Source organism: Nocardia panacis (assembly GCF_003598715.1).
In the GTDB taxonomy this organism is placed as follows: Bacteria; Actinomycetota; Actinomycetes; order Mycobacteriales; family Mycobacteriaceae; genus Nocardia; species Nocardia panacis.
In genome coordinates this window covers 71201-92675 of record NZ_QZFU01000012.1, presented here as the reverse complement: position 1 = coordinate 92675, position 21475 = coordinate 71201, and the positions used below count along the sequence as shown (strand labels likewise).

Below are 21475 nucleotides of genomic sequence, written 5' to 3'. Positions count from 1 at the left end.
GCCAGTTCCGGAGCTGACATCAGAACCTCACCCTCGGATCGATGAGCGCGACGATCGCGTCGATCAGGAAGCTCATGACCGCGATCACCAGCGCGATGAAGGCCACGATCCCCTGCACCGCGACGAAATCGCGGGCCTGCAGATATTGGGCCAGCTGATAGCCAAGGCCCTTCCATTCGAAGGTGGTCTCGGTCAGCACCGCGCCGCCGAGCAGCATCGCGATGTACATGCCCATGACGGTGATGATCGGAATCAGCGCGTTGCGCACCGCGTGTCGGCCGGTGACCACGCGGGTGGACAGTCCGCGCGCCCGTGCCGCCTCGACGAAATCGCTGTGCAGCGTCTGAATCAGGTTGACCCGCACCAGTCGCAGGAAGATGCCCGCGGTGAGCGCGCCGAGCGCGACGGCGGGCAGGATCGCGTGCTCGAGTACGTCGAGCAGGTATCCGGTGTCGCCGTAGAGGATCGCGTCGACCAGCATGATGTTCGTCTTGGGCGAGACATGCTGCAGGGCCAGTTCGACATTGGTGCTGGCCCGCCCGGCCACCGGCAACCAGCCCAGTTTCACCGCGAAGATCAGCTTGAGCAGCAGGCCGACGAAGAACACCGGCGCGGCGTAGGCCAGCACGGCGAACAGCCGCAGTCCGGCGTCGGCGGCCGAATCCCGATGTGTCGCGGCGTATCTGCCGAGCGGAACGCCGATCGCGAAGGCCACGATCAGCGACCAGAACACCAACTCCACCGTGGCGGCGCCGTAGGTGGTGACCACCTCGCTGATCGCCCGATTGTCCTGGGAGCGTCCGAAATCCCCGCGCAGCAGTCTGGAGAGGTATTCCCAGTACTGCGAGAGGATCGGCCTGTTGTAACCCGCCGCCTCCTTGCGCGCCTCGATCTGATCCGGTGGGAGCCGCCCGCCCATCGCGGCGCTGATCGGATCGCCGACCACCCGCATCAGAAAGAAGACGACGGTCACCAGGATCCACGCGGTGACCGGCATCAGCAACAATCGCACACCCAAATAGCGCGCCAGGGCCTCGTAGCGAGATCCGCTGCCGCGCAGCACCTTACGCCGAGCAGGGGCCGGGGCGGCCGGCTCCTGCTCGGTCGTCGTCGCCGAACTCACTTGCTCAGGACCGTGTAGCGGAACTTGGTCGAGGGATCGAGTGTCTGCTTCACGCCCTGGACGGCCTTGGTCGCGACGGCGATTTGCTTACCCGAGAGCAGCGGGATGATCGAGAGGTGATCCTTGGCCAGGTCGTACTGGACCTGCTTGAGGATGGCCACCCGCTTGTCCGGGTTGACCTCGGCCTTCTCGGCATTGAGCTGCGCGGTGATGGCCGGGACCTCGAAGTGGTTCTGCAGGAAGTTGTTCGGACCGAAGAATGGGGTCAGGTAGTCGTCCGGGTCCGGGAAGTCGGGGAACCAGCCCATTTGGTAGACTGGGTAGCCGTCGCGGGCGCGTTCCTTCTGGTAGGTCACCCATTCGGTGGACTGAAGGTTGACCTTGAACAGCCCGCTGGCATCGAGCTGCGATTTGATCGCGGCGTATTCCTCGGAGCTGGTGCTGCCATAGTGGTCCGGGTTGTACTGCAGATTGATCTCGACGGGGGTTGTCACGCCCGCGTCGGCCAGGAATTTGGCGGCCTGATCCTTGTTCGGCTTCGCGCCGTAGATCTCCTTGAACGGCTCGGTCGCGCCCGTATAGCCCTGCGGGATGGAGGAATACGCGGGCTGGTACATGCCCTTGTACACGCCGGTGGACAGCGCGTCGCGGTCCACGATCGAGGCGGCGGCCTTGCGCACGGCCAACTTCTGATCGGGGCTACCGCCCGGTTGGGTATTCAGGTTGAACACGAAGTAGCGCAGTTCACCGCCCGGTCCCTCGTGGATGGTGACCTTGTCGTTCTTCTTCAGCGACTCCATATCGGTCGGGGTGAGACTGCGATAGGCGACGTCGATATTGCCGTTCTGGATATCGAGTTTGAGGTTGTCGGTGCTGGCGTAGTACTTGGCCGAGACGGTGTCGGTCTTGGCTTTGCCGAGTATGCCCTGGTAGTCCGGGTTGGCCTTGTATTCGACCAGTTTGTTCTTGTCGTAGCTGGTGATGACATACGGCCCGGAATAACCCTTGGCCTTGACCACTTCGTCGTCGGTGGCCAATTTGTCGGCGGGGAAGGACTTCTCGTCGATGATGGGTCCGGCCTGGGTGGGCAGGATGGCCGGGAAAGTCTGGTCGTTGGGCTCCTTCAGGGTGAAGGCCACCGTGCTCTCGTTGACGATATTGGTCTTGTCCAGATTGCCGAGCAGCGATGCCGGTCCGTTCGGATCGTTGATCTTGAGCATCCGGTCGAAGGAGTACTTGACGCTGGCCGCCGTCAACGGATTGCCGTTGGCGAACTTCAGGCCCTTCTTGATGGTGCAGGTGTAGACGGTGGGCGAGGTGTACTCACACTTCTCCGCGGCATCCGGCTTGGGCGTGGTCTCGCCGGGCGCGAAGTTGAGCAGGTGCTGAAAGGTCTGGGTCTCCACCACATAGGAGCCCTGGTCGTAGGCCGCGGCCGGATCCAGTGCGAAAATCTTGTCCGTGGTGCCGATCACCAGCCCGGCGGCCTCGCCGCCTCCGGTGCGGCCGGAACCACAACCCGCCAGTGCGGAGGCGACTAATGCCGCCAACCCCACGGCAGCGATACCCGTGCGGTATCGCTCCCCCGGCTTGTTCGAACCCAACATGAGGCCCCACTTCTCGAGCGCGCCCCCAACACACGCTTCCTGGGTCACAGGCACGGCGATGTGGCGCGGTGAACTTCCGATCTGACGGGCACCGTACCCACGATCCATCTGCGAGACGGCTCGTTTTCAGAGAAAAAATCACGCCCGGCTCGCAGTTGTCGCCGATCTTGCACGGGCCGCGCCGAGGGGCGGATCGAAGTTCCAGGTCCGGACGAATTCCCTGTTGCCACGGTCCCGAAGAGGCCACGGCACGAGAACGGACGAATAGAGCGAGAATTCGCGCTGCAAGCCCCGAAATCCGGAGCGGCGTCCTCGATTCGGGCATCCGGGACGAAACGCGGAGGCGACACGCCGATCGAGCACCAAGCGCCCACCGTAGTTCACGGTGGCAGGCGTGGATCCCCACCGGCGACAAACGAATACGGCACCGACCTGAGGGTCGATGCCGTATCGGCGGTAAGAGATCTACGGGCGGCTCAACGCACTCGCATTGGCGTTCGCACTGAGCATCTCGGTCTCGGATTGGCCGCTGAGCATGCCCTCGAGCACGTTCTTGCCGATAGCGGCCTCCGAGGGCAGCGCGATCGGGTATTCCCCATCGAAACAGGCACAGCACAGTCGAGTGCGCGGTTGTTCGGTGGCCGCGACCATCCCCTCCAGAGAGATATAGCCGAGCGAATCCGCTCCGATGGAACGACGCACCCCCTCCACCATGTCGTGTAAGGCCTCTGCGGCTGTGTTTGTTGGGCGCTGCGCAGGCTCCGCGCCGGCCCCATTGGCGATCAACTCGGCCCGCGAGGCGAAATCGATGCCGTAGAAGCAGGGCCACTTGACCGGCGGGGAGGCGATGCGCACATGGATCTCCAACGCGCCCGCCTCGCGCAGCATGCGGATCAGCGCGCGCTGGGTATTGCCGCGCACGATCGAATCGTCCACCACGATCAGGCGCTTGCCCCGGATGACCTCGCGCAGCGGATTGAGCTTGAGCCGGATGCCGAGCTGACGGATGGTCTGACTCGGCTGGATGAAGGTGCGCCCGACATAGGCGTTCTTCATCAGGCCCTGGCCGTAGGGCACGCCGGAACCCTGCGCGTAGCCGACCGCCGCCGGGGTGCCCGACTCCGGCACCGGGATGACCAGATCCGCCTCGACCGGGTGCTCCTTGGCCAGCCTGCGACCGATCTCCACTCTGGTGGCGTGCACCGAGCGACCGGAGATGGTCGAATCGGGGCGGGCCAGGTACACGTATTCGAAGATGCAGCCCTTGGGCTCGGGATTGGCGAAGCGCATCGAGCGCACGCCCTCGGCGTCGATGGCCAGCAGCTCGCCCGGCTCGATCTCGCGGACGAAGGCCGCGCCGACGATGTCCAGGGCGGCCGTCTCGCTGGCTACGACCCAGCCACGGTCCAGCCTGCCCAGACACAGCGGGCGCACACCGTGCGGATCGCGGGCCGCGTAGAGGGTGTGCTCGTCCATGAAGGTGAGGCAGAACGCGCCGCGCAGCGTGGGCAGCAGCGTCATGGCGGCCTGCTCGATACTCGAGTCGGCGGCCGCGTGCGCCAGCAGCGCGGTGATGACATCCGAATCCGAGGTGGCCGCGACCGCGCCGTGGCGCGTCCCGCCGATCAGGCCCAATTCTCTTGCCCGGCCTGCCAATTCGGCGGTGTTGACCAGATTTCCGTTGTGGCCCAGCGCCAGTCCGGAACCGACGGCCGTGGTGCGGAAGATGGGCTGGGAGTTCTCCCAGGTGACCCCGCCGGTGGTGGAGTAGCGGCAGTGGCCGATGGCGATGTGGCCGGGCATGGCGGCCAGGGTCTGCTCGTCGAAGACCTGACTGACCAGACCGAGATCCTTGAACACCAGCACCTGCGAGCCGTCCGCGACGGCGATCCCCGCGGCCTCCTGCCCTCGGTGCTGCAGCGCGTAGAGACCGTAGTAGGTGAGTTTGGCCACGTCCTCGCCGGGCGCCCAGACTCCGAAGACCCCGCACTCCTCGCGTGGCTCGTTCTCGTCGAGATCGGAGGTGGCGGAAATGGTGTTGACCGGCAGGTCGGCGTTGGTCACCGTGTGCTCCCTGATCGGGCGGGCTTGGGGGCAACAGTCATTCTACGGGTGCGCCGTTCCCGGTGAGCACCGCCACCGCATCCGTGGAGCAATCGCCCGGCGATTGGCGGGAATCCGCCCTGTTCGGCTGTTACCGTCACGTCCGTGACGACTTCGGACGGCTCCGCTCGCACCGCCGAGCTCCCCCGCCTCGACCGCAAGCGCTGGACACGCATGCTCACCGCACCCGTCCTGGTGCTGGTCGTGCTGACCTCGCTGCTGGGGGTGATGTACCTCGATTACGTCATCGACCCGGAGAAGAATCTGCACGACTTCCCGATCGCGCTGGTGAACCAGGATGTCGGCGATGTGCTCGGCACCCCGGATCACCGCCAGGAGGTCGATTTCGGCAATCAGATCGCCGAGGGCCTGCGCGCGGGGATCCCCGCCGAGAAGGTGGACCTGCGGATGCTCGGCCCGAACGAGGCCACCCAGCAGATGCAGTCCGGGAAGCTGTACGGGGCCATCGTCATCCCGAGCGATTTCAGCAAGCGGCTGGGCATACTCGGGGTCGGCAGCGTGGTGCCCGGCGATATCCAGCGTCCGATCCTCACCGTGCAGACCAATCCGCGCATGGGCGCGTTCGGCACCCAGATCGTGCTCCGGGTGGCCAACCAGGCGCTCACGCAGGTCAACACCAGGGTTGGCGGGCAACTCACCGACCAGGTGCGCGAACAGTTGGCCCCCGCGCCCGGCGGGCCGCCCGCCCCCGAACTGTCCGGCGCCGCCAGGGTCGCGCTCGGCGATCCGGTGAAAATCGTTGTCCAGCAGTTCCATCCCCTGCCCGACGGGACCGGGCAGGGGCTCAGCGCCTTCTTCTACGCGCTGCTGCTGCTGTTGGCCGCGATGGTCGGGGCCATGGTGATCCACACCATGATCGACGGCCAACTCGGTTTCATACCAACGGAATACGGCCCCTGGTATGTGCACTACCCGGCGGCGGCCATCTCCCGTTTCCACACCCTGCTGATCAAGTGGGGGGTGATGGTGGTCACGGCAGGCATCGTCTCCGGCATCTTCATGCTCGTCGCCTACCTGCTGGATATGCCGATCGATCAGCCGCTGGCGCTCTACCTCTACAGCGGGCTGGCCATGATCGCGGTCGGGATTACCTGTCTTTCCACACTGGCTGCGATCGGATCGGCGGGTCTGCTGGTGAACCTGATCATCTTCATCATCCTGGGTCTGCCGTCCTCGGGCGGCACCGTGCCGATCGAGGCGACGCCGAGCTACTTCGGCTGGTTGGCCAACTTCGAACCGATGCACCAGGTCTTCCTCGGGGTGCGATCGATCCTGTATTTCGACGCCGATTTCTCCGCCGGATTGCAGCGGGGCGTATGGATGGCGGTGCTCGGACTGGTGATCGGGCTGGTGCTCGGCTTCGTGATCACCAAGTACTACGACCACAAGGGGTTGGAACGCGCCAACCTGGTCACCGCTTAGCTCAGTCGGGATTCGTGATGGGCAGCCAGTGCGCGACCTCGGCCGCGCGGGTGCCCGAGGCCGCCACCGCACCGGAGTCCACCGCGGCCGCGAAATCGAGCAGACCGGTGGCCAGCAGCAGCCAGGTGCGCGGGTCGGTCTCGACCACATTGGGCGGGGTGCCCCTGGTGTGGCGCGGCCCCTCGACGCACTGCACCGCCACGAACGGCGGCACTCTGACCTCCACGGAATGCCCTGGCGCCGCGGCGGCCACCGCGCGCACCGTGGCCCGGACGGCGGCGGCCAACGCGGCGCGCGGCGGAGGCGGGGCGGACTCGTCGCGCAGCCAGCCGCGGACCGCGAGCACCGCCGCCCGCAGCTCCGCCGGATCCACCGTCGATCGTCGCGCCATGGGCCGAGGGTATGCCCCCGGCTCGCACCGGACCTATTCGCCGACGGCGCGACCGCTGTCCTGCGGCTCGCCGACCCGCATGGCATAGACCCGGTCGAGGAAGTCGCGGTGCGCGCGCAGCGTGGCGTCGAGCAGTTCGCGCCAGGTGCGCCGATCGATCCGGTTGTCGCTGGCCAGTGAGGACACCGAGGCAGGCCCCAGTTTGTCGATGTGGTCGACGATGAAGGTGAGCCTGCGGCGCGGGAACTGCTCGCCGATGCGCGGATTGTCGTCGAGGAACCGATCCAGCGCGTAGAGATAGTTGATGGCGCGGTTGTACTCCTCGTCGGTGAGGTGGTAATCCATCCGCTTGATCTCCACGATCCACAGCTCGCCCGCGTCGTGCAGCAGCACGAAATCCGGTTCGCGCCGCTCGCTGCCGATGGCCGTGGTGACCAGCGCGACGCCGAATCGCTGGGCATACCAGCGCTCGAAGCCCGCCCGCACCCGCTTGAGCGATTCGTTCATCCCCAGCGGCGTCCACTCGGGGGCCAGCAGCCAGGGCGCGCGCTCGATCAACTCCTGGAAGGGGCGTTCGAGCGAGCGACGGTCATCGATCAGATCCTGGAGTCGATTGACCACCGCCACCCGCTCGGAGGCGATCTGGCCCAGGGAGTAGACCTCGGCCACCCGCGCGGTCTCGAACAGCGCGACCACCACGTCCAGCCGATTGTCGCTGTCCTCGGCCACCTCCTTGAGGGTGTCGAGCAGGCTGCGCTGCGGGCCGAGCGAAAGCGCCAGGCGGACGATGCTCTCGACATGGGAGCGGTCGTCCAGGGCGGCGCGGTCCTTGTTGTTCACCAGGATTCGGGCCGCGTCCAGCACCGATTTGCGGAACAGGGCGTCATTGGGCGCGAGCGCCTGGAGCACGGCCCGGATATCGGAGCGCTCCAGGAACTCCTCCCACACCCGTCGCTTGACCGAATTCTCGCCCAGCAGACCGAGTTCGCGCACCAGGGTGCGACCCCAGGCCGAAAGCGCCTCGCCGCGTTCGGAATTCCAGATGATGTCCTGACGGTCGGAGCGAACCAGATCCTCCTCGTCGTCGAGCCAGTCCACGTGGATCGCGCCGACCAGATAGGAACGCAGTTTGAATTCGCCGGTGAAACCGGCGGCGATACCGAAATCCCTGGTCTGGGCCACCAACTTGCCGCGCGCGTAGATCCGCACGCCCGCCATGGCCTCATCCCGGTACGGATGTTTGGAGTAGGCCACCCACCCGGCGACGGGCAGGAACAGATTGCCCATGCGCACCGGCCGTTTGGCGACATCGATTCTGGTCTCCTCCATCAGATCGATGGGCAGATCGCTGAGCATGAACATCTGCTGGCGGCCGATGGCGAGATTGTTGCGCACGCACACCTGCCAGTCCGCACGTTCCAGACCGAATCGGGCGGCGAGCTGACGGCTCAATTCCGGGCCGGTATTCACCCGCTTGCGGAAGAAGTCCCGCAGGATCACCGTGGTTCCGCGTTCGGGCAGATGGGTGCCGTCGGCGGGACCGGGCTTCGGGTGGTAGTCGTGGTCGGTGTCGGAGAGCATATCCTCGAGATCCATCACGATATTGGCCACCGGCCAACCGTGCTCGGTACGCTCGGTGTCGGTGCCGCCCGCCGAGATCACCTCGATGGTGCGACAAATGCCGAATGCCGCCAGTTTGCCGATTCCCTTGCGGCCCATCACCGGTCGCTCCAGGCGGCGCGACATATCGCTGCCGGTGCGCACCCGACGATCCGAACCCACCATCAAATAGTGCTGGTTGATCTCGGCGGCGGTCATACCGTGACCATTGTCGCGCACGACGATGGCATAGGGTTCGCGGTCGGCGTCGTGCACCGTGCCCGCCAGCGTCACACCCCACGGCAGCGCCACATCCACCCTGGTGGCGTCGGCATCGTAGGAATTGGCGATGAGTTCGGCCAGCACCGCCGAAACCCTGTCGTAGAGTCGTATTCCGAGTTTGTCGATGGTCAGCCGACTGATGCGCATGGTGTACTTGTGCGCGGACCCGATATCGCGAACATCCATGATTCCTGCCCGAGACTCGTCGCTTTCGACTCATCCGGTCCCCCGGACACCTCCATGATCCCGCGCCCGGTTGTCCGCCAACTGAACGATCAACGTCCTATTCATAACGGGCAGTATGGTTTTCGGACTCGGTCACCGGGATTTTGGCAACCGCCCGGTAACGGTGCGCCCGGCCAGGCGCGGTGCGAGCGCGCCGCCGACATTGGCGGCCAGATGCAGCAGGCTCGGCGCGAGGGCCGAGTCGGTGCGGCGACGCAGTCCGGAGAGGATCGCGCCCGCCGCGGTGGTGAAGGCGACGGTCGCGGGGATACTGTCCCCGGCCGCGCGGGCAGGCTGAATATGCCAGAGGCCGAACAGGATTGGCGACAATACGGCCGCCGGGCGCGCGCCGAGTTCGGATTCGAGCAGCGGATCGAGGGTGCCGCGGAAGATCGTCTCCTCCGGGTAGACCGTGCCGAGCGGGATGTGGAAGGCAACCCATTCCGCCAACGGCGCCTCGGGCTGGGGGCGGTCGAGCGTGCGCAGTCGGGTGCGCGTAGCCGGGATGGCGAGGGCCGCGCCGACCCCGGCCGCGACCGCGCCCGCGGCGACCGCGCCCACCCGCAAACCCTTGGCGGACAGCCAGTTCGGCCTGCCGTGAAAGACCAGGAGATAACCGGTGGCGAACGCGGCATTGGCGGCGGTGCGCCCGCGCAGACCCAACCCGAGCCGGGGCAGCACACCGGTGCTCCAGGCGAGCGGAAGCGCGGCGGCCGCGACGGTTCTCATTTGATCTCGCGCTCGTTCTGCTCGGCGACTTCGAGTTCGGCACGCACCCGGTCGGAGACGGCGGAGGTCCATTCCGGCGGCGCGGCGATGGCGGCCCATCCGTCGAGCACCAGGCTGCCGTAGCGGTGACCGTGTCCGTCGGTGACGCCCTGCGCATTGGTCAGATCGGCCGCCACCTGCCAGAACGTCACGAACGGCCACCACCGCATCTGCGTGGACACATCCGAACCGCGCGGCTCGGACAGCCAATCCGGTTGGGACAGAATCAGATCCGTCGACCACCAGACTATCGGGTCCGAAGCGTGCTGCAGGTAGGCGATGCGAGGCGCGCGCCACTCCGCCGACGGACGCGCCAGATCGCCGCTGTCCGAGGCGAATCGGACCACCAACCCGTCGGCGTAGACCGGTCGCACCTCCGGCGAGCCCGGATCGCGCCGCTGGACGAACTGCTGCCACAGTCGATTGGAATTCGGCGGCCCCACCCACAGCGCGCCGTCGACCTTGGTGCGCAGATCCGCCAACCCGTCGAAGGCCGCCTCCGACCCCTGCGACCCGAGGCTCTCCCCGTAGACCAGCAGTTTGGGCCGCGCGTCCGGCGGACGCGCCGACCAGTGCTGATACACCGCGTCGAACAGTTTGCGCCCGGCCTGCGCCGCTTTGCTCCGGTCCGCCAAGAAGGACAGCACGCTGGGCAGATACGAGTACTGCGAGGCGATCAGCGCCGAATCGCCGCCGTACATGTATTCGACGGCCCCCGCCGCGAAGGAGTTGACCCAGCCGGTGCCCGTCGTGGTGATCACCACCAGCACCCTGCGGTCGAAGGCGTGCGCGCGCTCGAGTTCAGCGACCGCCAACTCCTCCTGCGGCATACCGTTCTTCGCCGATTCCAGACCGACATAGGCGCGCACCGGCTCCTTGGCGGGCCGCCCCGTGACCTCGGCGATCTTGCTCGCGGTCGGCCCGTGCGAGACGAACCAGCGGCCCTCGAAACCCAGTGTGTCCCACTTGGCCAGCGACTGCGGGCTGCCGGAACGCTCGGGCAGTTGCGGCTGCACCGCATTCGGCGAGTTGTGGTCGTTGCGCACACTGAACGCCTGATTGGCCACGGCGAAGAAACCGCGCACCGCGACACCGTTGTAAATGGTGACGATCGCGACGACCAGCACCAGGAAACCCGCGGCGGGCGCGAGTTCGCGCGGCACCCGCACCCACCGGTTGAGCCAGCGCGCCAGGAACAGAATGATCACGCGCAGCGTCCGATACACCGCCACCAGCACCGCGCCCACCATCACACTGAGCAGACCCGTGCGCAGGTAGGCGGGCGTGGTGGTGCCCGTCATCCCCATCAGCGCGGTGATCTCGCGCTGCCAGCGCGCCGACTGCACCAGCATCGCCGCCGCGGTGACCCCGCACAGGAAGACCACCGCCGACTTGATCGCGTCGCGCGCCCAGCCGGGCGGCCCGGCGTATTTGATTCGCGGCCGAATCCACAGCCGGAACACCCATTCCACCAGGCAGCCGAGACCGTAGCCGAGTGCGGCGTTGACCCCGCTGATCAGCCCCTGGAACAACCAGTCGCGCGGTAGCAGCGACGGCGTCACCGACAGCGCGAAGAACACCGTCGCGACGACGAGCCCGACATAGTTCAGATCGACAATCCGCTCGACGCGGCGGATCAGCACGATACCTCCGGCGCGCAACCTTGTCAGCGTCGTGGCGGTCTCGGGCATCGAACCAGTATGGCCGCCCCGCTGCGGCGTTTCGCGCACGGCCCGTCGCGCCACGCGGCGCGACGGGCCAACATCACATTCGGACTAATCGTGCGCGGCGCCGAACAGACGGGGCAGGGTGGCTTCGAATGCCTCGCGCAGTTCGGCCAAGGTGAGGGAGAACTGGCCCTGCACCTCAACCGAATCCGAGCCCTGATCCACCACGCCCACACGCGCCCACGGCAATTGGCGGGCCTCGCACATGCGGGTGAACCTGGTCTCCTCCGAACGCGGCACCGCGACCAGCACCCGGCCCGCCGATTCGGAGAACAGCGACACGAACGGGTCGGCGTCCTCGGGAAGCAGGATGCGGCAACCCGTTTCGCCCGAGAGGGCCGCCTCGACCACGGCCTGGGCCAGGCCGCCCTCCGAAAGGTCGTGCGCCGCACTGATCATGCCGTCGCGCGAACCCGCGACCAGCACCTCGGCCAGCAACTGCTCGCGGGCCAGATCCACCTTGGGCGGCACCCCGCCGAGATGATCGTGGGCCACCTGCGCCCAGATGGAGCCGCCGAACTCGTCGCGGGTCTCGCCGAGCAGGATCAGCGTCTCGCCCGGCTCCAGGCCGATGCCGGTGGGGATGCGCCGGTGCACGTCATCGATGACGCCGAGCACGCCGACCACCGGGGTCGGCAGGATCGCGTCGGAACCGGTCTGGTTGTAGAAGCTGACATTGCCGCCGGTGACGGGGATGCCGAGGGTGGCGCAGCCGTCGGCCAAGCCGCGCACCGCCTGCTGGAACTGCCACATGACCGCCGGATCCTCGGGCGAGCCGAAGTTCAGGCAGTTGGTGACGGCCTTGGGGGTGGCGCCGGTGGTGGCGACATTGCGGAACGCCTCGGCCAGCGCGAGCTGCGCGCCCGTGTACGGATCGAGTTTGGTGTAGCGGCCGGAGGCGTCGGTGGCCAGCGCGATACCGCGCCGGGTGCTCGGATCGATACGGATCAGGCCCGCGTCGGCGTGCTCGGCGAGCACGGTGTTGCCGCGCACGTAGCGGTCGTACTGCTCGGTGATCCAGCGGCGGCTGCACAGCTGCGGACTCGACACCATCCGCAGCAGGGTCTCCCGCAGCTCCTCCGGAGTCTTCGGGCGGCTGAGCCGATCGGAGCTGTCGGCGATGAGCGCGTCCTGCTCGTCGGGGCGCTGGACCGGGCGGTGATACACCGGCCCCTCGTGCGCCACGGTGCGCGGCGGCACGTCCACCACGGTCTCGCCGTGCCAGGTGACCACCAGGCGATCACCGTCGGTGACCTCGCCGATGACGGTGGCCAGCACATCCCACTTGCGGCAGACCGCCATGAAGGCGTCCACATTCTCCGGCGTCACCACCGCGCACATGCGCTCCTGGGATTCGCTGGACAGGATCTCGGCCGGGGTCATGTGCTTGGCGCGCAGCGGGACCTTGGTCAGGTCGATGTGCATGCCGCCGTCGCCCGCCGCGGCGAGTTCGGAGGTGGCGCAGGACAATCCGGCGCCACCCAGATCCTGGATGCCGACAACCAGTTTGGCCGCGTACAGCTCGAGACAGCACTCGATGAGGACCTTCTCGGCGAACGGGTCGCCGACCTGGACGCTGGGCAGCTTCTTCCGACCGGCGCCGGACTCATCGCCGGAGAAACTGTCCGAGGCCAGCACCGAGACGCCGCCGATGCCGTCGAGGCCGGTGCGCGCACCGAACAGGATGATCTTGTTGCCGGTGCCCGAGGCGAAGGCCAGATGCAGATCCTCCACCCGCATCACGCCCGCGCACAGCGCGTTCACCAGCGGGTTGCCCTGGTAGGAGGCATCGAAGACGGTCTCGCCGCCGACATTGGGCAGGCCGAGGGAATTGCCGTAGCCGCCGACGCCGCGCACCACACCGTCCACCACGCGCCGGGTGTCGGGCGCCTCGGCCGCGCCGAACCGCAACTGGTCCATGACCGCGATGGGTCGCGCGCCCATGGCCATGATGTCGCGCACGATACCGCCGACACCGGTGGCCGCACCCTGATACGGCTCGACATAGGACGGGTGATTGTGGCTCTCCACCTTGAAGGTGACCGCCCAGCCGTCGCCGATATCGACCACGCCCGCGTTCTCGCCGATCCCCGCGAGCATCGAGGCGCGCATCTCCTCGGTGGTGGTCTCACCGAAGTAGCGCAGATGCACCTTCGAGGACTTGTAGGAGCAGTGTTCGCTCCACATCACCGAGTACATGGCCAGTTCGGCGTCGGTGGGCCTGCGCCCGAGAATCTCCCTGATGCGGGCGTATTCGTCGTCCTTGAGCCCGAGCTCCTTGTACGGCTGCGGCACATCGGGGGTGGCCGCGGCGGCGCTGACGGTGTCGACCTGCGGAGTCACGGGGTACAGGGTCCTTTCGGCCGGGCATGCGGCGAGGTGACGGGAATGTCACTGTGTTGCGGCGAACTGCCTGCGCCCAGTCTAGAGGGGCCGCTCGCGCACCCCACGAGTGAGGGCAGCGCGACCTGCTACCGGCCGCGCCGATCCGCGTTCGCCTTCAATGGCGCTGCCGCGCAGCGCGCGAGGTGTTGCCTCGCGGGTTGCCCGATGGCGTGCCGGCGCGTACCCGATACCCTGTGCCGGTGAACGATGGATCGGGGGTCGCGCGGCAGGGCGAGCAGTCGGTCGCCACGGACAAGCCGCGACCGGAGCAGGCATCGGATGATCATTCCGCGGCGGCGACCGGTGGGCCGGAAGTGTCGCGGCGACAGGTGCGCCGGCTGATTGCTGCGGCCGCGCTGTTCCTCGTTTCGGCCGTCGTCTCCCTGCTCGCGCACTGGTGGAGCGGGTACATCGACCTTCAGGTCTACCGCAATGGCGCGCGGGTCTGGCTGGAAAACGGCGACCTCTACGGCCCGATGCCTCCCGTCGCGGGCATCGGCCTGCCCTTCACCTATCCGCCGCTGGCCGCCCTGTTCTTCGCGCCGCTGGCCCTGATGCCGCTGGCTCTGGCCGAACTGCTGGTGCTGGCCACCTCGCTGGGCAGCCTGGCCCTCACGCTGTGGCTGGTGCTCGACCGGGTCCGGCCGGGTTTGCCGCGTCCGACGCGGATCGCGCTGATCATCGGACTCGTCGCGATCACCCAGGTCTTCGAACCGCTGCGCCAGACCCTCGGCTTCGGCCAGATCAACCTGGTGCTGATGGCGGCCATCGCGCTGGACTGCTTGGCGCGCAAACCGTTCTGGCCGCGCGGGATGCTCATCGGCATCGCCGTCTCCATCAAACTCATCCCGGCGGCCTACCTGCTGTACTTCGTGCTGCGGCGCGACTGGAAGGCCGCCATCACCATGGTGGTCTCGGCGGCCGCGGCGGTCGGGGTGGGATTCCTGCTGTTCCCGAGCGATTCGGTGGAGTACTGGTTCCACACCGTCGCCGACACCGGCCGCATCGGACCGCCCTTCTTCGCGGGCAACCAGTCGATCAAGGGTTTCGCCTTCCGGCTCGGCCTGGCCGACGGGGCGGCGACGGCCTTGTGGATCGGCCTGTCGGCGGTGGTCTTCGTGCTGGCGGTGCTGTGGATGCGCCGACTTCTGCGCGCGGGCGCGACCGTGGCCGCACTGCTGGTGAATGCCGCCATGGTGCTGTTGGTCTCGCCGGTGTCGTGGTCGCATCACTGGGTGTGGATCGCACCCGCGCTGGTGGTGGCCGCCGATGCCATCGCGAGAGGTCGCGACGGCCTCGGATTCCGCACGGCCGTTGGCGGATTCGCGCTGCTGTTCCTGATCGGCCCGCAGTGGCTGCTGCCGCACAGCCGGGACCTCGAATTGGATTGGTCCTGGTGGCAGCGGATCCTCGGCAGCAGCTACGTCCTCGCGACGCTCGGGGTGCTGGTCTTCGCGGTGTGCCGCTACCGACCGTCGGCCTCGGGCGTGAGGAAGGCGGCGAGCGCGGCGGCGTAGGCCGCGACATCGGCCGCGCCCATCAGCTCCCTGGCCGAATGCATGGCCAACTGCGGCGCGCCGACATCCACGGTGGTGATTCCGGTGCGGGCGGCGGTCATCGGGCCGATGGTCGATCCGCACGGCAGATCGGCGCGATGCACATAGCGTTGCAGCGGCACCCCGGCCTGCGCGCAGGCCAGCGCGAACGCGCCCGCGCCCGCCGCGTCGGTGGCGTAGCGCAGATTCTGGTTGACCTTCAGCACCGGACCGCCATTGATCTCGATGCGATGCGCCGGTTCGTGCCGGTCCGCGTAGTTGGGGTGGGTGGCATGGGCCATATCGCCCGAGGCGCAGACGGATCCGGCCGCGGCGGCGAGGAATTCGGCGCGGCCGCCGCCGCGGGCCAGCACCGCGCGCTCCAGCACGGTCGGCAGGAATTCCGATTGCGCGCCCCGATCGGACTGGCTGCCCACCTCCTCGTGATCGAAGATCGCCAGGACCGGGATGGCCGCCCCCGGTGCGTCGAGGGCGGCGAGGAAGGCGCGCAGACCCGGGTAGCAGGTGCCCTGGTTGTCGAGGCGGGGCGCGCTCACCAGGTCCCGGTCGCGGCCGATCAGACCGCTCGGCGCGAGATCGTGGGTCATCAACTCCCAGCCGAGGATGTCGGCGGGTGCGAGTTCGGCACGCGCGGCGAGGTAGTCCAGCAGCGAGGCGGGACCGGCGCCGACTCCCCACACCGCGTTGACGTGCCGCTGTGGATCCAGACTGACCCCGCGCCGGTCCTCGGACAGGTGGATGGCCAGTTGCGGCACCCGCAGGATCGGCTCATCGATGCGAATCAACTGCTCGCGCACGGTATTTCCGTCGCGCACGCTCAGCCGGCCGGACAGCCCGAGGTCGCGGTCCAGCCAGGAGTTCAGCCAGGCGCCGCCGTAGGGCTCGAGCCCGACCAGCTGCCAGCCCGCGCTCCACAGATCCGGATGCTGTTTGACCCGCAGGTTCGGACTGTCGCTGTGCGCGCCGACGATTCGGAACGGCATTGCCGGATCCGGGTGCCCGATATCGGCGGAATCCGGTGCGGCCCAGGCGATGAGGGAGCCGCCGCGCACGACATAGTGGCGCCCCTCGCTCGACCCCCACGGCGCGGATTCGGTCAGCGGGGTAAAGCCGTTGGCCGCCAGCTCCGCCGCGACCTGCGCCACGACATGGAAGGGCGAGGGCGCGGCATCGATGAACGCGCACAGGCCGGCGGCGGTTGCGGAGGTGGTGGTAGCAGGCATACCCGAATCCTAGGCAGTCCCGCCGCGGTGATCGCCGCCGGAATGACCGGCGCCGAACCCGTCGAATGTCGAAATTTATGCGGTACCGCCGGGATCGAGTAAGTCGATTCGACTTTCATCCGGATCGGATATGACCGATCGGATATGACCGATTCGACAGCGCGATTCACGGAAAATCGGCGGCAACCGTCGATCATTGCTGACGCATATGTGAACCATGTCCGAATTCGTCACAACGGATTCGCATCATCGCGCAGGTTCCGGTCATCGGATGAATTTATTTCATTCGGAAACTCGGCCGGTGCGCCGATCGCGTCCGATATCGTGCAAAATCCGACCAATCAGACAAATGCGACAGGAATCCGTCAATCGACCGCGACAAGTTCCAGCAACCGCATGAGTTCGCTGTAGCGCCGCGCACCGATCCGACTGCGCAGCGACTGCTCGGCCCGCGACTCCTCACTGCGCACCGCGGCCACCAGATCCACACCCAGCCTGCTCAGACCGATCAGGATGCGCCGCCGGTCGTCGGCCGCCGCGATCCGGAAGATCAGTCCGCGTTCGGCCAGGAAATCGGCATGTCTGGTCGCCGAGGAGGGCGCCAACTGCGAACGAGCCGCCAATTCGCTCATGGTGATGCCGGTATCCGGCGACAGATTGGAGAGCATGGACCACTGGTCGGCGGTGAGCTGTCTGGCAACCAGCGCCTCGTCCAAGTGACGCAGCCAACCGCGCTCAGCGGCCCGCAGCACACCATGCAGCGTCGAATATCCGCTTACAATGGTCGTCATCATTTCCCCGCCTAGCCTGAATTTCGATCGAACGTAGAGAAGAGTACCGAATGTCGGCGTTCGGCGAGACCCCTGACGACACGATCGAGATCCTGAACATAGTTCCGCTACAGGGACCGGGCGGTATCGTCGCACCCTCCTGCGACGCGGCGATTTCTCTGGCGGTGAACGAAATCAACGACGGCACCGGAATTCTCGGCCGCGAAATTCGTACCACGAATATCGACGGCGGCCGCGCGCCACGCGAAGTAGCCGACGAGGTTTCCGCGCTCCTGGCCACCGGAATGGTGCACGCGCTCACCGGCTGGCACACCTCGGCGGTGCGCTTGGCCGTCTCACGGGCCAACGGGGGCCGGGTGCCCTACCTGTACGCCACCGGACACGAGGGCCTGAGCGACGAACTGCCCGGCGTGCTCATGCTCGGCGAACATCCGGCCGGACAGACACTGCCCGCCATCCGCTGGCTCGAACGCGAACTCGGCGTGTGGCGCTGGGCCATCATCGGCAACGACTACATCTGGCCCAGGGTGTCCGCCATGGCCATTCGCGAAAGCCTGCCGCATCCCTCGGCACTGGTCCTGGAGCGATTCATCCCGCTCGGCGTCCCCGATTTCGGCGGATTCCTCGCCGATCCCGCGCTGGACCGAGCCGACGGCGTGATCATCCTGCTGGTAGGGGCCGATGTGGCGCGGTTCAACCGGCAGTTCGCCGCCACCGGCCGCGCGAACAAGCAGATCCGGATCAGCCCGGCCGCCGACGAGAACGTGCTACTGGCGGGCGGTGCGGGAGCCAACCACAACTTCTACGTGGCCTCCAGCTTCTTCATCAACCCGCGCGCCCCCGACGACCGCGACCGGGTGGCCCGCTACCACCGCATGCACGGCAGCTTCGCCCCCGCGCTCACCAGCTTCGGCAATATGAGCTACGAGGCCGTGCACGCCCTCAAATCGCTCACCGAGACCACCGGATCGCTCGAGGTGCCCGTCATGCACGCCGCGATCGATGCCGGGGTTCAACTCGAAACTCCCGGCGGCACAAAGGGATTCCGAGGCAATCAGGCCGTGCGACCCGGCCATATCGCCGTGGCCGCCGGCCTGTCGTTCGAAATCCTCGCCCGGATAACCTGATTCGCGCTCAGGCCGAGATCAGGGTGTCGATGACGGAGAGGAACATGCCGAGGCCGTCGTCGCTGGGGCCGGTGAGCGCCTCGGTGGCGTACTCCGGATGCGGCATCAGGCCGACGATCCGACCATCGGCCGAGGCGATGCCCGCGATATCGCGCTGCGAACCGTTCGGATTCTCCGCCGCGTAGCGGAAGACCACCCGGCCCTCGCCCTCCAACTCGTCGAGCACCTGCGGAGAGGCCTGGTAGCGGCCCTCGGCATGCTTGATCGGGATGAGCACATGCGCGCCCGACTCGTAGCGGGCGGTCCACGCCGTGGCGGTGGAATCCACCCGCAACCACTCGTCGCGACAGACGAAATGCAGACCCTCGTTGCGGGTCAGCGCGCCGGGCAGCAACCCGGCCTCGCACAGCACCTGGAAACCATTGCAGATACCCAGGATCGGCAGGCCGCGGCCCGCCGCGCGCACCACCTCGCCCATCACCGGGGCGAAGCGGGCGATGGCGCCCGCGCGCAAATAGTCGCCGTAGGAGAAGCCGCCGGGGATGACGACGGCGTCGACCGATTTCAGGTCCGCGTCGGCATGCCAGAGGGCGACCGACTCCGCACCGGCCAACTGGACGGCGCGGGCAGCCTCGACATCGTCGAGGCTGCCGGGGAAGGTGATGACACCGATCCGCGCGCTCATGGCAGCCGGACCACCTTCCACTCCTCGATCACGGTATTGCACAGCAGCGCCTCGGCGATCTGCTCGAGCTCGTGGTCGCCGACGCTGTCGTCCACCTCGAGCTCGAAACGCTTGCCCTGCCGCACATCGGCGACACCGGCGAATCCCAGGCGCGGGAGCGCCCCGACAATGGCCTGCCCCTGCGGATCCAGGATCTCGGTCTTCGGCATCACCTCGACCACGACACGTGCCACGCGCTGCTCCTTAGCTGGTGCGGAATACCTCAGCAGCCTAGTTGTCCCGACCGCCCCGCATATCCCCGGGGTCGCGGGCACCGACCAATAGCATGACCGAATGCGCATAGCCCACTTCGGTCACTCGTGTCTGCTCGTCGAAATGCGGGGCAAGCGGGTGCTGTTCGATCCAGGCACCTTCTCGCACGGCTTCGAGGGACTGACCGGACTCGACGCCATCGCCGTCACCCACCAGCATCCCGACCACATCGACCCGAACCGGATCGAGGCGCTGCTCGCCGCCAACCCCGACGCCGCGCTGTTCAGCGATCCGCAGACCGCCCAACAGCGCGGCGAGCCCTGGCAGGCGGTGCCTGCGGGCGCCGTGGTGCGGCTCGGTGACCTGCAGATCACCGGCGGCGGCGGGCGACACGCGGTGATTCATCCGGAACTGCCCGTCATCGACAACACCGTCTTCCAACTCGGCACGCCGGAGGATCCCGCGCAGCTGGTGCATCCGGGCGATTCCCTGTGGGTGCCGCCGGTGCCGGTCGGCGTGCTGGCACTGCCCGCCGCCGCGCCGTGGATGCGGATCAGCGAGGCCGTCGACTACTTCCGCGCCGTGCGGCCCGCCACCGCCATCCCCATCCACTTCGGCATCATCCGACCGGAGGCCCAGGGCATCTACTTCGGGCGGCTGGCCGAGATGGGGCCGCCCGCGAGCGAATTCCGGGTCATCGAGGCAGAGGATCAGATCGAGCTGCCTTGAGACGCACCGCGCATGGCCGCAGCGAATGCGCAGGAGCGTCCGGATGACGCACTCCCGAACTCGCGCACGGCCGGAGCGGGGCTGGGTCTAAGCCCCATAGGAGGACAGGAACAGTGCCTCGGCCAGGGCCATGTGCTCGATCGTGTTCGGATCGACGCTCTCATTGGGCGCGTGGATCCGCGATTCCGGTTCCACCACGCCGATCAGCATGATCTCCGCGTCCGGATACGTTTCGGCGAGCACATTGCACAGCGGGATCGACCCGCCCTGGCCCTGGGTGGTCGCCGGGCGACCGTAGGAGGCGGCGAGGGCGGACTCCATCGCGGCGCGCGCGGGGCCGCCCGACCGGGCCGCGAAGGGCTCGCCGAGACCCGCGGGCTCGACGCTGACCCGCGCACCCCACGGCGCGTTCGCCTCGAGGTGCGCGATCAGCAGCTTCTGCGCCTCGGCGGGCTCGATACCCGGCGGGATGCGCAGATTGAGTCGCGCGCTCGCCGTGCCCTGAATAGACGGCGTCGAGCCGACGACCGGGGGCGCGTCGATACCCAGCACCGTCAAAGCCGGTCGCGCCCAGAGCATATCGGCTACCGATCCCGATCCGAGGACCTCGACGCCGTCGAGGACCACCGCGTCCGCGCGGAAACGATCCGCCGGATACTGCACACCCGCCCAGGTCTGATCATTGGGCAGACCGGCGATGGTGGTGTTGCCCTCGGCATCGCGCAGGGTGCCCAGCAGCCCGATGAGCGCGGCCAGCGCGTCGGGGGCCGCACCGCCGTACATGCCCGAATGCAGCGACCCGGCGAGGGTCCGCACCGTGACCACGACATCCACTATGCCGCGCAGGGTTTCGGTGAAGGTGGGCCTGCCCGCCGCGAAATTGCCGCAGTCGCCGATCACGATGACGTCGGCGCGCAGCAGTTCGGGATTGGCCTCGACGAAGCGCTCCAGACCGCCCGTGCCCTGCTCCTCCGACCCCTCTGCGACCAGGATGACGCCGACGTTCAACTCATCGCCCACCGCGCGCAGGGCGGTCAGGTGCATCATCGCGCCACCCTTGCAGTCGGCCGCGCCGCGCCCGTACCAGCGGCCGTCCTTCTCGGTGAGCGTCCACACCGGGGTGTCCCACGCGGCCTCATCCAGCGGCGGCTGCACGTCGTAGTGGCAGTACAGCAGGACCGTCGGCGCGCCGGGCGGCGCGGGACGGCGGGCGATCACGGCCTTCGTGCCGTCCGGGGTGTCGTGCAGCGCGGCCTCGGTCAGCCCCGCGGCGGCGAACGCGTCGGCCACCCACTGGGCCGCGCGCTCGCACTCCTGGACCGGATACTGGCGCGGGTCGGCCACCGACCGAAACGAAACCAACTCGGCGAGATCGGCTTTCGTGCGATCGCGCAGGGCGGCGACCCGGTCGCGCAGTTCGGCCGTGCGGGCAGTATCGGATGTCATCGGTGACCTCACT

17 protein-coding genes are annotated in these 21475 nt (G+C 67.6%); 4 read left to right on the top strand and 13 right to left on the bottom strand.

What is annotated here, in order from left to right; all coding sequences use genetic code 11:
• Positions 1-19 precede the first annotated feature (19 nt).
• The 3 genes from D5S18_RS04180 to purF all read right to left on the bottom strand — a co-directional run bounded on the left by D5S18_RS04180 (position 20) and on the right by purF (position 4794).
• The gene (locus tag D5S18_RS04180; protein ID WP_282434821.1) at positions 20-1030 is read right to left on the bottom strand and encodes an ABC transporter permease; all 1011 of its coding nucleotides are present in this window, start codon (positions 1028-1030) and stop codon (positions 20-22) included.
• Positions 1031-1119: 89 nt separating this feature from the next.
• Positions 1120-2730, bottom strand: coding sequence for an ABC transporter substrate-binding protein (locus D5S18_RS04175; protein WP_120038176.1), 1611 nt, complete (start codon positions 2728-2730; stop codon positions 1120-1122).
• A gap of 465 nt (positions 2731-3195) precedes the next feature.
• A complete protein-coding gene (purF, locus tag D5S18_RS04170) occupies positions 3196-4794 on the bottom strand; it encodes an amidophosphoribosyltransferase (protein ID WP_120038174.1) in 1599 nt (532 codons plus the stop codon).
• 213 nt (positions 4795-5007) lie between these two features.
• Here purF and D5S18_RS04165 point away from each other — a divergent pair, with 213 nt between their 5' ends.
• Positions 5008-6276 (top strand): YhgE/Pip domain-containing protein, encoded by a 1269-nt coding sequence (locus D5S18_RS04165; RefSeq protein WP_120038423.1) that lies wholly within the window; start codon positions 5008-5010, stop codon positions 6274-6276.
• Position 6277: 1 nt separating this feature from the next.
• Here the strand turns inward: D5S18_RS04165 and D5S18_RS04160 are convergent, their stop codons facing one another.
• From D5S18_RS04160 to purL, 5 genes are all read right to left on the bottom strand, one after another.
• Positions 6278-6667 carry a sterol carrier family protein gene (locus tag D5S18_RS04160; protein WP_120038172.1) on the bottom strand — a complete coding sequence of 130 codons (390 nt, stop codon included), beginning with the start codon at positions 6665-6667 and terminating at the stop codon, positions 6278-6280.
• A gap of 33 nt (positions 6668-6700) precedes the next feature.
• On the bottom strand, positions 6701-8734 hold the full coding sequence (locus tag D5S18_RS04155; RefSeq protein WP_203236581.1) for an ATP-binding protein: 2034 nt from the start codon (positions 8732-8734) through the stop codon (positions 6701-6703).
• Positions 8735-8866: 132 nt separating this feature from the next.
• The gene (locus D5S18_RS04150; protein ID WP_120038170.1) at positions 8867-9502 is read right to left on the bottom strand and encodes a CPBP family intramembrane glutamic endopeptidase; all 636 of its coding nucleotides are present in this window, start codon (positions 9500-9502) and stop codon (positions 8867-8869) included.
• Positions 9499-11232 carry an alpha/beta hydrolase gene (locus D5S18_RS04145; protein WP_120038418.1) on the bottom strand — a complete coding sequence of 578 codons (1734 nt, stop codon included), beginning with the start codon at positions 11230-11232 and terminating at the stop codon, positions 9499-9501. Before D5S18_RS04145 ends, D5S18_RS04150 begins: the two co-directional genes overlap by 4 nt.
• Positions 11233-11316: 84 nt before the next feature.
• Complete coding sequence (gene purL, locus D5S18_RS04140; protein WP_120038168.1) at positions 11317-13611, bottom strand: phosphoribosylformylglycinamidine synthase subunit PurL; 2295 nt, start codon at positions 13609-13611, stop codon at positions 11317-11319.
• A gap of 242 nt (positions 13612-13853) precedes the next feature.
• Here purL and D5S18_RS04135 point away from each other — a divergent pair, with 242 nt between their 5' ends.
• On the top strand, positions 13854-15170 hold the full coding sequence (locus D5S18_RS04135) for a glycosyltransferase 87 family protein (protein WP_239003523.1): 1317 nt from the start codon (positions 13854-13856) through the stop codon (positions 15168-15170).
• On the opposite strand, the gene D5S18_RS04130 is transcribed toward D5S18_RS04135, so the two are convergent.
• Positions 15119-16432, bottom strand: a complete 1314-nt coding sequence (locus tag D5S18_RS04130; RefSeq protein ID WP_120038166.1) for a M18 family aminopeptidase — start codon at positions 16430-16432, stop codon at positions 15119-15121. The genes D5S18_RS04135 and D5S18_RS04130 overlap by 52 nt on opposite strands.
• A 365-nt stretch (positions 16433-16797) precedes the next feature.
• On the bottom strand, positions 16798-17223 hold the full coding sequence (locus tag D5S18_RS04125) for a MarR family winged helix-turn-helix transcriptional regulator (RefSeq protein ID WP_120038414.1): 426 nt from the start codon (positions 17221-17223) through the stop codon (positions 16798-16800).
• Between the two features lie 50 nt (positions 17224-17273).
• On the opposite strand from D5S18_RS04125, the gene D5S18_RS04120 reads away from it, so the two are divergent.
• On the top strand, positions 17274-18350 hold the full coding sequence (locus tag D5S18_RS04120) for a substrate-binding domain-containing protein (protein ID WP_120038164.1): 1077 nt from the start codon (positions 17274-17276) through the stop codon (positions 18348-18350).
• A 7-nt stretch (positions 18351-18357) separates the two neighbouring features.
• Here D5S18_RS04120 and purQ read toward each other — a convergent pair whose 3' ends face one another.
• Both purQ and purS read right to left on the bottom strand, forming a co-directional pair.
• The gene (gene purQ, locus D5S18_RS04115; RefSeq protein WP_120038163.1) at positions 18358-19035 is read right to left on the bottom strand and encodes a phosphoribosylformylglycinamidine synthase subunit PurQ; all 678 of its coding nucleotides are present in this window, start codon (positions 19033-19035) and stop codon (positions 18358-18360) included.
• Positions 19032-19268, bottom strand: coding sequence for a phosphoribosylformylglycinamidine synthase subunit PurS (gene purS, locus D5S18_RS04110; protein WP_120038160.1), 237 nt, complete (start codon positions 19266-19268; stop codon positions 19032-19034). The genes purQ and purS overlap by 4 nt, the downstream gene beginning before the upstream one ends.
• A gap of 100 nt (positions 19269-19368) precedes the next feature.
• On the opposite strand from purS, the gene D5S18_RS04105 reads away from it, so the two are divergent.
• Positions 19369-20016: an MBL fold metallo-hydrolase gene (locus D5S18_RS04105; protein ID WP_120038158.1), complete on the top strand. Its 648-nt coding sequence runs from the start codon at positions 19369-19371 to the stop codon at positions 20014-20016.
• Positions 20017-20103: 87 nt separating this feature from the next.
• Here the strand turns inward: D5S18_RS04105 and D5S18_RS04100 are convergent, their stop codons facing one another.
• The gene (locus D5S18_RS04100; protein WP_120038412.1) at positions 20104-21462 is read right to left on the bottom strand and encodes a dipeptidase; all 1359 of its coding nucleotides are present in this window, start codon (positions 21460-21462) and stop codon (positions 20104-20106) included.
• Between the last annotated feature and the right edge of the window lie 13 nt (positions 21463-21475).

Bases quoted from the DNA above. Each gene is read 5' to 3' on its own strand.
- D5S18_RS04100 (WP_120038412.1), bottom strand. From the start codon at position 21,462: ATGACATCCGATACTGCCCGCACGGCCGAACTGCGCGACCGGGTCGCC.
- D5S18_RS04125 (WP_120038414.1), bottom strand. From the start codon at position 17,223: ATGACGACCATTGTAAGCGGATATTCGACGCTGCATGGTGTGCTGCGG.
- D5S18_RS04120 (WP_120038164.1), top strand. From the start codon at position 17,274: ATGTCGGCGTTCGGCGAGACCCCTGACGACACGATCGAGATCCTGAAC.
- D5S18_RS04160 (WP_120038172.1), bottom strand. From the start codon at position 6,667: ATGGCGCGACGATCGACGGTGGATCCGGCGGAGCTGCGGGCGGCGGTG.
- D5S18_RS04130 (WP_120038166.1), bottom strand. From the start codon at position 16,432: ATGCCTGCTACCACCACCTCCGCAACCGCCGCCGGCCTGTGCGCGTTC.
- D5S18_RS04165 (WP_120038423.1), top strand. From the start codon at position 5,008: ATGCTCACCGCACCCGTCCTGGTGCTGGTCGTGCTGACCTCGCTGCTG.
- D5S18_RS04175 (WP_120038176.1), bottom strand. From the start codon at position 2,730: ATGTTGGGTTCGAACAAGCCGGGGGAGCGATACCGCACGGGTATCGCT.
- D5S18_RS04150 (WP_120038170.1), bottom strand. From the start codon at position 9,502: ATGAGAACCGTCGCGGCCGCCGCGCTTCCGCTCGCCTGGAGCACCGGT.
- D5S18_RS04105 (WP_120038158.1), top strand. From the start codon at position 19,369: ATGCGCATAGCCCACTTCGGTCACTCGTGTCTGCTCGTCGAAATGCGG.
- purQ (WP_120038163.1), bottom strand. From the start codon at position 19,035: ATGAGCGCGCGGATCGGTGTCATCACCTTCCCCGGCAGCCTCGACGAT.
- D5S18_RS04145 (WP_120038418.1), bottom strand. From the start codon at position 11,232: ATGCCCGAGACCGCCACGACGCTGACAAGGTTGCGCGCCGGAGGTATC.
- D5S18_RS04155 (WP_203236581.1), bottom strand. From the start codon at position 8,734: ATGGATGTTCGCGATATCGGGTCCGCGCACAAGTACACCATGCGCATC.